This window comes from Paenirhodobacter sp. (genome assembly GCF_050177655.1).
Lineage (GTDB): Bacteria > Pseudomonadota > Alphaproteobacteria > Rhodobacterales > Rhodobacteraceae > Rhodobacter.
Genome location: NZ_JBFXGV010000068.1, coordinates 1 through 10,858, shown reverse-complemented (window position 1 = coordinate 10,858; position 10,858 = coordinate 1). Strand labels below are relative to the sequence as shown.

Annotated in this window: 13 protein-coding genes and 1 tRNA gene; 5 read left to right on the top strand and 9 right to left on the bottom strand. The window is 67.3% G+C overall.

Annotation, left to right across the window (positions count from 1 at the left end; translation table 11 throughout):
* Window positions 1–112: 112 nt before the first annotated feature.
* From AB7U46_RS16785 to AB7U46_RS16765, 5 genes are all read right to left on the bottom strand, one after another.
* Window positions 113–688, bottom strand: coding sequence for a YceI family protein (locus AB7U46_RS16785; protein WP_428338135.1), 576 nt, complete (start codon window positions 686–688; stop codon window positions 113–115).
* A gap of 144 nt (window positions 689–832) precedes the next feature.
* Window positions 833–1,252 carry a glyoxalase superfamily protein gene (locus AB7U46_RS16780; protein WP_428338134.1) on the bottom strand — a complete coding sequence of 140 codons (420 nt, stop codon included), beginning with the start codon at window positions 1,250–1,252 and terminating at the stop codon, window positions 833–835.
* 263 nt (window positions 1,253–1,515) lie between these two features.
* The gene (locus AB7U46_RS16775; protein WP_428338133.1) at window positions 1,516–2,040 is read right to left on the bottom strand and encodes a hypothetical protein; all 525 of its coding nucleotides are present in this window, start codon (window positions 2,038–2,040) and stop codon (window positions 1,516–1,518) included.
* Window positions 2,041–2,145: 105 nt separating this feature from the next.
* Window positions 2,146–3,555 carry a type I glutamate--ammonia ligase gene (gene glnA / locus AB7U46_RS16770; RefSeq protein WP_428338132.1) on the bottom strand — a complete coding sequence of 470 codons (1,410 nt, stop codon included), beginning with the start codon at window positions 3,553–3,555 and terminating at the stop codon, window positions 2,146–2,148.
* Between the two features lie 65 nt (window positions 3,556–3,620).
* Window positions 3,621–3,959 (bottom strand): P-II family nitrogen regulator, encoded by a 339-nt coding sequence (locus tag AB7U46_RS16765; protein WP_428338131.1) that lies wholly within the window; start codon window positions 3,957–3,959, stop codon window positions 3,621–3,623.
* An 85-nt stretch (window positions 3,960–4,044) separates the two neighbouring features.
* On the opposite strand from AB7U46_RS16765, the gene AB7U46_RS16760 reads away from it, so the two are divergent.
* Complete coding sequence (locus AB7U46_RS16760) at window positions 4,045–4,782, top strand: NAD(P)H-hydrate epimerase (protein WP_428338130.1); 738 nt, start codon at window positions 4,045–4,047, stop codon at window positions 4,780–4,782.
* 69 nt (window positions 4,783–4,851) lie between these two features.
* Window positions 4,852–5,706, top strand: a complete 855-nt coding sequence (locus AB7U46_RS16755; RefSeq protein WP_428338129.1) for an NAD(P)H-hydrate dehydratase — start codon at window positions 4,852–4,854, stop codon at window positions 5,704–5,706.
* Here AB7U46_RS16755 and AB7U46_RS16750 read toward each other — a convergent pair.
* On the bottom strand, window positions 5,697–6,257 hold the full coding sequence (locus AB7U46_RS16750) for a Hint domain-containing protein (RefSeq protein WP_428338128.1): 561 nt from the start codon (window positions 6,255–6,257) through the stop codon (window positions 5,697–5,699). The genes AB7U46_RS16755 and AB7U46_RS16750 overlap by 10 nt on opposite strands.
* Before the next feature lie 161 nt (window positions 6,258–6,418).
* Between AB7U46_RS16750 and AB7U46_RS16745 the strand changes: the two genes are divergently transcribed.
* The 3 genes from AB7U46_RS16745 to AB7U46_RS16735 all read left to right on the top strand — a co-directional run bounded on the left by AB7U46_RS16745 (window position 6,419) and on the right by AB7U46_RS16735 (window position 8,661).
* Window positions 6,419–6,502 (top strand) — tRNA-Leu (locus AB7U46_RS16745).
* Window positions 6,503–6,846: 344 nt separating this feature from the next.
* On the top strand, window positions 6,847–8,181 hold the full coding sequence (gene tig / locus AB7U46_RS16740) for a trigger factor (RefSeq protein ID WP_428338126.1): 1,335 nt from the start codon (window positions 6,847–6,849) through the stop codon (window positions 8,179–8,181).
* 132 nt (window positions 8,182–8,313) lie between these two features.
* Window positions 8,314–8,661, top strand: a complete 348-nt coding sequence (locus tag AB7U46_RS16735; RefSeq protein ID WP_428338125.1) for a hypothetical protein — start codon at window positions 8,314–8,316, stop codon at window positions 8,659–8,661.
* 3 nt (window positions 8,662–8,664) lie between these two features.
* On the opposite strand, the gene AB7U46_RS16730 is transcribed toward AB7U46_RS16735, so the two are convergent.
* The 3 genes from AB7U46_RS16730 to AB7U46_RS16720 form a co-directional block, all read right to left on the bottom strand.
* Window positions 8,665–9,480, bottom strand: a complete 816-nt coding sequence (locus tag AB7U46_RS16730; protein ID WP_428338124.1) for a sulfotransferase family protein — start codon at window positions 9,478–9,480, stop codon at window positions 8,665–8,667.
* A gap of 45 nt (window positions 9,481–9,525) precedes the next feature.
* Window positions 9,526–10,170 carry an SGNH/GDSL hydrolase family protein gene (locus tag AB7U46_RS16725; protein WP_428338123.1) on the bottom strand — a complete coding sequence of 215 codons (645 nt, stop codon included), beginning with the start codon at window positions 10,168–10,170 and terminating at the stop codon, window positions 9,526–9,528.
* Between the two features lie 62 nt (window positions 10,171–10,232).
* A partial coding sequence (locus tag AB7U46_RS16720) for a mechanosensitive ion channel family protein (RefSeq protein WP_428338122.1) occupies window positions 10,233–10,858 on the bottom strand: 626 nt, incomplete at its 5' end.

Genomic DNA, 10,858 nt, shown 5'->3' with positions numbered 1-10,858 from the left:
CGGAGTATTTCCCCCAAGAAAAAGACAGCCCGTTTATCCTGGTCAAAATACTCAAAGAAAACGGCCGCCGAGGGATCCCCCGGCGGCCGTTTCGTTGCGCGCGTGGGTTCGCTTATTCGGCCTTCTGCGCCTCGATCGAGATCGCGATCGTGACCTCGTCGCCGACATAGGGCGCATACATGCCCATGTCGAAATCGGTGCGCTTCACCGTGGTGGTCGCCTCGAAGCCGACCCAGGGCTTCTTCATCATCGGATGTTCGCCGATCTGCGTCATCGTGGTGTCGAGCACGACCGGCTTGGTCACGCCGTTCATCGTCAGATCGCCGGTGATCTTGCCGGTCTTCTCGCCGGTCACCTCGATCGAGGTCGACTTGAACGAGATGTCGGGGTTCTTGTCGGCGCCGAAGAAGTCATCGGTCAGGAAATGCTCGGTGCGCGCGTCCCAGCCGGTGAAGAGCGACTTCGCCGGGAAGGTCACTTCGACCGAGCTGTCCGCCGGCGCCTCGGCGTCGAACATGATCTTGCCCTCGAAGCCCGAGAACATCCCCGTCGTCGTCGAGAAGCCGAGGTGGGTGTAGTGGAACACGATCTGGCTGTGGCTCGGGTCGAGGTCATATTCGACCGGCTCGGCGACGGCGACAGTGGCAAGGCCGAAGGCGAGGCCGGCGGCGAGGAGGAAGGATTTCATGCGGGGAGACTCCGTGTTGCATGGGATGGGCCAAGGATGGCCCGCCCCCTGCCTCGGCTCAATTCCACAGATCCAAACAGATTCTGTGCGCCATCGCGCATCACGAGGGGCCGAAGCGGCGGTTTCCCGCCGCCCCGTCCCGGTTCAGTCGAGCACCAGATGCGGCACCCCGTCCGAGCGTTTTCCGACCGAGCGCCCGTCACGCCCGAGCGTCGCGCGCACACGCCGGCGCAGCGCGGTGAAATGCTCCGACTGCGCCACGTCGACCGGCTGATCGAGGTCGATCTCGACCTCGACGAACTCCGCCCCCTTCTGACGCAGCGCATGCACGCGCCCGGCGACCGGATGGCCGAGATAGCGCCCGCTGACGGCCTCGCCAAGCGCCAGCCCCTGCCCCGCAGGCGACCGCAGCGCCGCCGCCATCGTGTTCCAGTCGGCATGGCCCGCCGCCTGCGCAGTGAGCTCATAGGCGCGTGCGAGCGGCACCGGCATCCCGGCCTTCTCGAGCGCAGCCGCCAGCCGGCGCGCCTGCGCCTTGGTATCCTTCAGATCCTTCGCGATCATGTTCAGTCTCCACGGGGGAATGTCCCGCCGCTCCGGTGCCCGCATTGCCGAAGAGCCCCCCGAATGAGAGAGCCGTGTTCCCGGATTTCACCTCAGGTCTCCCCGCGGGCGGCCGGCATCCGGTGGCCAGGCTCCCAGATGGGGGGCCGCGCGGCCTGCGTCAAGGGGCAAGCGCCGCCGACAGTCCCGACAGCGGGGCAAGACAGCCCTGGATCGGTCCCGGCATCTGGCGGATCAGCCTCGCCCTTTCCTCGACGGCACCGTCACCGGCAAGTGGCGCGCAGCACCACGATCTGATCGACCGCTCCGAGCGCATTCGACATTCGCCGGTTGAAGGCCGGATCGAAGGGCGCGGCGGTGCAGCGGCCGTCGGCACGCAGCACCGAGGCCGCAATCCCGGCACGCTCCGCCTCGCTGAGCCCGAGCTTGCGCCCGCACAGCCCCTGCGCGACCGCGCTCATCGTGCAGACCGCCACGCCGCCCCGCGCCGGACGATAGACGTCGCGCCCCATGATCGTCTTCAGCGTGTAGACATCCGTCCCCTGCCGCCGTGCCTCGAAGGCCCAGTCAGCCTCGCTGACGCCTGTCGAGGCCGACCCGGTCTTCCAACCGAAGGTAAACAGCAGCACATCCGCGCGCTCCCCCGCCGGGCGGGGCATCGTGCCCCAGTTGACAAGATAATCGCCGACGGTCGCCCGGCCCCGCCGCTCCCCGGCCTGCGCCGCTTGCAGCAGCGCGCTCAGCAGCATCAGCGCCAAGCCAAAACCCCGAATGAAATGGAAAAACATCATCGCCTCATGTCTGAAATATCCGGCATGAGACCCCAGACGCGGGCGGCGCGCAACGAAAAAGGGCGCCCCAAAGGGCGCCCTTTCCGCACTGACCCCGAGGGATCAGCAGGAGTAGTACATCTGGTACTCGACCGGGTGGGGGGTGTGCTCGTAGGCGTACACTTCTTCCCACTTGAGGGCGGTATAGCCCTCGATCAGACCCTTGGTGAACACGTCGCCGGCGAGCAGGAAGTCGTGATCGGCTTCCAGCGCCTCGAGCGCCTCACGCAGCGAACCGCAGACGGTCGGGATCGCGGCCAGTTCTTCCGGCGGCAGATCGTAGAGGTCCTTGTCCGAAGCCGGACCCGGGTCGATCTTGTTCTTGATGCCGTCGAGGCCGGCCATCAGCAGCGCCGCGAAAGCGAGGTAGGGGTTCGCCGCCGGATCGGGGAAGCGGGCTTCCACACGCTTGGCCTTCGGCGATTCGGTCCACGGAATACGGACGCAGCCCGAGCGGTTGCGGGCCGAATAGGCGCGCAGAACCGGGGCCTCGAAGCCCGGGATCAGACGCTTGTAGGAGTTCGTCGCCGGGTTGGTGAAGGCGTTCAGGGTCTTGGCGTGCTTCAGGATGCCGCCGATGAAGTAGAGCGCCTCCTGCGACAGATCCGCATATTTGTCGCCGGCGAAGAGCGGCTTGCCGTCCTTCCAGATCGACATGTTCACGTGCATGCCCGAACCGTTGTCACCCTTCATCGGCTTCGGCATGAAGGTCACGGTCTTGCCGTAGGCGTGGGCCACGTTGTGGATCACGTATTTGTACTTCTGGATGTTGTCGGCCTGCTCGACCAGACCACCGAAGATCATGCCGAGCTCGTGCTGACAGGTCGCCACTTCGTGGTGATGCTTGTCGACCTTCATGCCGATGCGCTTCATCGTCGACAGCATTTCGCCGCGCAGATCCTGCGCTTCGTCGACCGGGTTCACCGGGAAGTAGCCGCCCTTGTGGCCGGCGCGATGGGCGAGGTTGCCCATCTCGATCGCGGCATCGGTGTTCCAGGCCGCGGCTTCCGCGTCGATCTGGAACGAGACCTTGGCCGGGGTGACCGAGTAGCGCACATCGTCGAAGATGAAGAATTCGGCTTCCGGGCCGAAATAGGCCGCATCGCCGATGCCCGAGGACTTGAGATAGGCCTCGGCCTTGTGGGCGACCTGACGCGGGCAGCGCTCATAGGCCTCGCCGGTGTCCGGCTCGACCACGTCGCAATGCACGCACATGGTCTTTTCGGCGTAGAAGGGGTCGATATAGACCGAGCCCGCATCCGGGATCAGCTTCATGTCGGACTGGTCGATCGACTTCCAGCCGGCGATCGACGAACCGTCGAACATGAAGCCTTCCTCGAAGAAGTCCTCGTCGACGAGGTCGGCCACCAGCGTCACGTGCTGCAGCTTGCCGCGCGGGTCGGTGAAGCGGACGTCGACGTACTCGACTTCCTCCGCCTTCATCAGTTCGAGAGCCTTTTTGACTGCGCTCATTGCAAATCACCCTTTCCTTTGAGCGTTGTTCGGGCCGAAGCCCGCAATTCTTGGTCCGTCGACGCTCAGATCGCGTCGTCGCCGGTTTCCCCGGTACGGATACGGATTGCCTGTTCGACCGGCGAGACGAAGATCTTGCCGTCGCCGATCTTCTCGGTCCGCGCAGCGGACATGATCGCCTCGATCGCGGTTTCGACCATCTCGTCGGCCAGAACCATCTCGATCTTCACCTTGGGAAGGAAATCGACCACATATTCGGCACCGCGGTAGAGCTCGGTATGGCCCTTCTGCCGACCAAAGCCCTTGACCTCCAGCACCGAGAGACCCTGGATGCCCGCTTCCTGCAGCGCTTCCTTCACCTCATCGAGCTTGAACGGCTTGATGACCGCCTCAACCTTCTTCATACGCCGACTCCCCCATCAGGTCTTGCCGCAACCCTCTGACCACTTTCCTCGCAGCCTCGCAATCGGCTAGCATGGGAGGCGCGGCATGCCCCCCGGGATTCCCCCTGCCGCGATTACGCTTTCAGCAACTTGCACAGATTCCGGGCGGAATGGAAACGATTCACGCGAAAAAATGGCAGAAATTCTGAGTTCCGCCCAAATGCGCGCCATCGAGCACGCGGCGATCGAGAGTGGCGCGGTGACGGGCCTCGAGCTGATGGAGCGCGCCGGGCAAGGCCTGCGCGACGCGATCTTCGAGACCTGGCCCGCGCTCGCGGCGCCGGCGATCGGCCCCGGGGCCGTGCCGCGCCACGCGGTCGTGCTTTGCGGCCCGGGCAACAACGGCGGCGACGGTTTCGTCGTCGCGCGGCTTTTGCGCAAGCGCGCCTGGAAGGTCACCGTCTACCTGCACGGCGACCTCGCCCGGATGCCGCCCGACGCCTTCGCCAATTACCAGCGCTGGCGCCGCATCGGCACCGTCGCGCCGCTGCCCGCGCAGCCCGATTTCGGCAGCCCCGACCTGATCGTCGACGCGCTCTTCGGCATCGGGCTGAACCGCCCGCTCGAGGGATTCGCCCCGATCTTCGCGGCGATCGCCGCCGCGGGCGCGCCCTGCGTCGCGGTCGACCTGCCCTCCGGGCTCGATGCCGATGCGCGCGCCGAAAGCGCCGGCTGGCCCTCCGCCCCCTGCTCGCTCGCCGTCACCTTCCACCGCGAAAAGCCGATCCACGAGCATCTGCGCGCCCATGGCATCCCGGTGGTGGTGAAATCCATTGGCCTCTAGTTCACGCTTTCCTCACCAACCCGGCGCTATATGCTTGCAAAGAGACGACGATCCGCGCCGGAGGCTGCCATGATCCACCAGATCACCCTGACCGAGGAGCTCCGCGCCAGCCTCGCCAAGCGGGAGGCGGCGCATAAATACGACTACGGCCATGCGCTGGTGCTTTCGGGCGGCATGGGCCGGGGCGGGGCCGCGCGGCTGGCCGCACGCGCCGCTCTGCGCGTGGGCGCCGGGCTCGTCACCCTGCTCTGCCCGCAGGCGGCCCTACCCGAGAACGCCGCCCATCTCGACGCGGTGATGCTGCAGGCGCTGCCCGATTCCTATTCGCTGCGCGGGCTGCTCACCGATCCGCGCCACAACGCGCTCTGCCTCGGCCCCGGGCTCGGCCTGCCCCGCGCGCTCGAAATGGTGCCCGCGGCCCTCTGGGGCCACCGGCCGACGGTGCTCGACGCCGATGCGCTCTCGACCTGGGAAAACGACCCCGGGCCGCTCTTCCACGCGTTGCACGACCAGGTGGTGATCACCCCGCATCTGGGCGAATTCACGCGACTCTTCCCCGATCTCGCCGAGGCGCTGAAGGAAGACGCCCTCACCCGGATCGAGGCGGCGCGCCACGCCGCCGACCGTGCCGGCTGCATCGTGCTGCTCAAGGGCCACGAAACCGCGATCGCCACCCCCACGGGCGAGGCCGCGCTGCATCTCGCCACCGGCGCGCAATCGGCGCCCTGGCTCGCCACCGCGGGGGCGGGCGACGTGCTCGCGGGGATCATCACCGGGCTGATGGCGCGCGGGCTCGCGCCGTTCGAGGCCGCCTGCACCGGCAGCTGGCTGCATGCGCAGGCCGCGCGCAGCTTCGGCCCCGGCCTGATCGCCGAAGACCTGCCCGAGGAACTGCCGAAAGTCTTCCGCGCGCTTCAGCTCTGAGTCTGGACCTTGAGCGGCGCGCAGCCGATCTCCACGCCCTCGGCATAGACCACCTCGGGCGCATCGAAATGCAGCACGTAAAGCCGCAGCTTGCCGCGCGGCGTGTCGGGGCGGAACTCGGTCACATATTGCCCGTCGACGAGCCGCCCGGCCGGCACCATCGCCTGCGCCTTGCCGTAAAGCGCCTGCGCGCGCCAGTCGCGGATCAGCACCCGCGTCGCTGCGCCAAGCACCAGCGGCGCCCCCGGCCGGTCATGGCCAAGCGCGCCCTGCGCGATCTGCACGAAGCGGCCCGACACCGGCATCGCGGTGACCGCCCGCAACAGCGCGCGCCCACGGCGGGTGATGACGCGCTCGCCCGGGTTGAGGAACTCGACCGGGATCATCCCGTCGAGCGTGGCGATCTGGGTGCCCATGGCGAGCCCGGCGAAACCGCCGATCGCCTCGCGCGCGATATGGGAATCGAAGGTGATCGACGCGTGTTCCGCGGGCGCCTTGCCCCCGGCGCCGGGAAGTCCCCCGGCCTCACGCCCCGCGGCCTGTCTGTCCATCGGGTGGTCCTGCTCTGATGCCGTTTCCGGCGTTGCCTGCGGCCTTTTCGGCTCTGAGCGGAATCCTACGCGGCTTTTGCCCCGCAGGCGAGCGATTTTTCCGCCCGCCCCCTCCCTTCCCCTTCCCCGCGCCCGCCCCCCTTGCTAGGAAGGCCGGCGATGCGGGTGTGGCGAAATGGTAGACGCACCAGATTTAGGTTCTGGCGGAGCAATCCGTGGGGGTTCAAGTCCCTTCACCCGCACCAGAGCGCTTAGACGAGCAGCGCCAGCATCCCGCCCAGCATCAGCGCCATGCCCAGCGGCACCACCACGAAGATCCGCTCGCTCATTGTCCTGCCCTCGTCACTGTTTCACTATGCGCACCAGTATCCCCGCCGAATGCGGCATCGTTGCGCCTTTCGCGTGACGCGGGGGCGGCATTCGGCCCCGGCGCGCCCGCCGCACCCGATGCCGCGGCGCGGCACCGCGGCGCCCCGGAACCCCGCCGCTTTTCGCCTTGCCTCCAAGGCGCGCGCCCCCTAGAAGGGCGGCTGAAATTCGCAGATCCCGCGCGCCCTCCGGCGCGCCCATGAGTACAGAGGGAACTCCCATGCAGGTCACCGAGACCCTGAACGAAGGCCTCAAGCGCGGCTACAAGATCACCATCACCGCGGCCGAGCTCGACGGCAAAGTCACCGAGAAACTGCTCGAGGCGCAGCCCGAGGTCGAGATCAAGGGCTTCCGCAAGGGCAAGGTTCCGATGGCGATGCTGCGCAAGCAGTTCGGCGCCCGCGTCCTCGGCGACGCGATGCAGGAATCGGTCGACGCTGCGATGACCGAGCATTTCGAAAAGACCGGCGATCGCCCCGCGATGCAGCCGAAGATCGAGATGGAAGGCGGCGAGAACTGGAAAGAGGGTGACGACGTCACCGTCACCGTCGAATATGAAAAGCTGCCGCAGATCCCGGAGGTCGACCTCTCGACCGTCAAGCTCGAGCGCCTGGTGGTGAAGGCCGCCCCCGAGGCCGTGGACGAGGCGCTGGAAAACCTCGCCAAGACCGCGCAGAGCTTCGAGGACCGCAAGAAGGGCTCGAAGGCGAAGGACGGCGATCAGGTCGTGATCGACTTCGAGGGCTTCCTCGGCGACGAACCCTTCGAGGGCGGCAAGGGCGAACAATACCCGCTCGTGCTCGGCTCGAACTCCTTCATCCCGGGCTTCGAGGCGCAGCTCGTCGGCGCCAAGGCCGGTGACGACGTCGAGGTCAAGGTGACCTTCCCGGCCGAATACGGTGCCGCGCATCTCGCCGGTCAGGAAGCGCTCTTCAAGTGCCACGTGCACGAGGTGAAGGCGCCGAAGGCGGCCGAGCTCGACGACGAGCTCGCGAAGAAATTCGGCGCCGAGGATCTCGCCGGGCTCAAGGGCCAGATCGGTGAGCGTCTCGAGGCGGAATACACCGGTGCCGCGCGCGCCGTGCTCAAGCGTGGCCTGCTCGACGTGCTCGACACGCTGGTGAAATTCGAGCTGCCCCCCTCGCTCGTCGAGGCCGAGGCGCATCAGATCGCCCACCAGCTCTACCACGAGGAGCACCCGGACGATCACGGCCACGATCACGGCGCGATGGAGCCGACCGAAGAGCACAACAAGCTGGCCGAGCGCCGCGTGCGTCTGGGCCTGCTGCTCGCCGAGATCGGCCGCAAGCAGGAGATCGAGGTGACCGACGCCGAGTTCACCCAGGCCGTGCTGAACCAGGCCCGCCAGTACCCGGGTCAGGAGCGCGCCTTCTTCGAATTCGTGCAGCAGAACCCGCAGATGCAGCAGCAGCTGCGCGCGCCGATCTTCGAGGACAAGGTCGTCGACTTCATCGTGAACGGCGCGGAAGTCGCCGAGAAGGAAGTCAGCAAGGAAGACCTGCAGAAGGCGATCGAAGCGCTCGACGAGATCTGAGCGCCGTAAAATTCGGACAGTGAACCGAAGGCCGCCCCTCCCGGGCGGCCTTTTTCCGTGCCTTGACGCAGATCATTGCGCGAAGCGTGGCCTTGACGCAAGTTTCGAACCGAACCGGGTCTGGAGGGGGAGATGAGCACCTGCATGGCCGGGCCGGGGTGCGCGCTGACCTGCCTGCGCGGCTGCAGCTGCTTCTCGGCGCCCGACGGATCGGATTGCTTCCGCTATTGCGTCACGCCCGCGGGCGCGCTGACGCCGGTGCAACCGGCCCCGCCCCCGGGCTGGGCCAGCCCCGGTCGCCCGCTGGTGATCTCGACACGCAACACGAGCCGCAAGGCGCTTGGCGATCTGATCGCGGGCTTCTTCCCCGGAGAGGTCACGCGCCCGGACCCGCCACCCGAGGGAGAGCTGCAGATCGGCCATGCCACGATGACGCTGCGCACCCTGGGCGCGATGGTCGGGCTGCGCTTTGGCGGCTGAGCCTCAGCCGCGCCCCGTCAGCCGCGCGAAGAACCCCTTCTTCGGCGCCGGCGCCGGGGCATCGCTCGGCGGCTTCATCCAGCCGGAAACATCGAGCCCGGAAAGCGCCGCGAACTCCGCAAGCTCGCCTTCCAGCGCCGCAGCGATATGGTCGAAATCGGCGCGCGTCGGCGGCGCCTCGTGGCGCTCGCGCTTCATCTCATGCTTCGGCGCCATCTCGGGGAAGGGGTCGATCTCCAGAAACGCCGCGATCCGCGCGAGCGTCTCCACCGGCGTCCTGAACAGATCCTCGGAGCGCAGGTTGAGGATCTGCGCGCGCGGGAACAGCGCCTCGGCGTGGCGCAGCTGCGTCGCATAGCGCCCGCGATCGACATAGGAATAAAGCCGCCGCCCCTCGCCGGTTTCGCCGGCCGCGTGCAGCCGCTCCTCCTCCGCCGCCAGCGCCTCGGAAAAACCGAGCTTCTCGACCCGGCGCGCGCGCTGCATCTTCCAATGCGAATAGGCGCGCTTGAACGGGTCGCGCCAGAGCGTGATCAGCTTCGCCTGCCCGTTATAGGCGGCGATCCGGCCAAGCGTCGGCGGCCAGTAGCCATAGATCGGCGTGATGTCGAAGCGCAGCTTCGCGCCATCGTCCGACTTGTAGAAGGCGTCATGCAGCCGGTAATCGGGCCAGGACCAGTCCTGCGTCTCGTCGTCGAAGAAATGGGTTTCCTTGCGCAGCGGCGCCGAAAGCTGCGGATGCTCGGCGAAATAGGCGTGCAGCGTCGTCGTGCCGCCCTTCTGCACGCCACATCCGAAGATCGTCACACGCTGCGCCATCACCGCCTCCCGTTTGCGCCACCCTATCCTGCCGGGGCGCGCCCCTCAAGGCGCCGCCCCGATCGCCGCCGCGATCCGCGCGGCAATCGCGCGCCCGCCCTTCGGCGAGGGGTGCATCCGGTCGGGGCTCATGTAGCTTTCGTCCCCCTCGGGCACGAGATCGGCGAGCGGCACGAAGACGACGCCGCGGTCGCGCGCCGCAAGCCGCGCAAGGCGGCGCTCGAGCGCGTCGCCCGTCGGCCCGCAGTGTTCGACCGGGCTGCGGAACCCGTTCGAGCGCAGATAGCCCACCAGCGCGACGCGCGCGCCACTCGCGCGCAGCCGCGCCACCTCCGCCGGGATCGCGCCCTGCCGCCCGTCCTCCGAGATCAGCCGCGCGAGCATCGCCCGGCAGTCGCCGCAGCCGCAGGAAAACAGGATGTCGTTGCCGCCGCCGTTCAGCACGATCCAGTCCCAGTCGCCCGACACGAATTGCCCCGGTATCCCGCCGAGGAAGCGCGCGCCGAGCGCGGCGCGATTGGTCACCGGCTGGCCGAGCCGCGCCTCGAGCGCGTCGCCGACATCCTCACCGGCGAGCCGGTTCACCGCGAAAAGCGAATCCCCCATCATCAGCACCCGCGCCCCAGGCTCCGGCGGCTCGGCGCAGGCGGCAAGGCAGAGGGCGAAGAGGAGCATCAGGCGTCGGATCATTCTTCACTCGTGACAGGTACCGGACCAGCATGCCCGAACAGGGTTAACAAAACCGCAAAGGTTCAGCGGACCGGCAGCCCCCCGCCCTTCAGCTCCACCACGCGATGCGGATAGGGGATCTCGATCCCCTCGGCCTTCAGCGCGTTCCAGATCAGGAAGAGCACGTCGGAGACATATTTGTTCGGCCCGTCATCAAGCCCGTTGACCCAGAATTCCACTGCGAAATCAATGCCGCTCTCGCCAAAGCCGCGCAGCTCACAATCGGGCGCCTCGGGGTGGCCGAGCACCTTCGGATGGGTCGCCACCGCCGCCTCGATGATCGCGGGCACGCGGTTGATGTCGGTGTCGTAGCTGACCGAGAACGCCGCCTCGAGCCGGTTGGCCGAGCCCTGATCGGAATAGTTCACGACGCGGGTGGTGATGAAATGCTCGTTCGGCACCACGATCCACTTGCCGTCGAAGGTCTCGAGGATGATCGAGCGCATCGTCATCCGCACGATCGTGCCGGCCTCGCCACCGTCGAGCTCGACGAAATCGCCGACCGTCGCCTGCCCCTCGAGGAGCAGGATGATCCCCGAGATGAAGTTCGAGGCGATCTGCTGCAGGCCCAGCCCGATGCCGACGCCGATCGCACCGCCGATCACCGCGAGCGAGGTGAGGTTCACCCCCATCGCATTCATCAGGATCA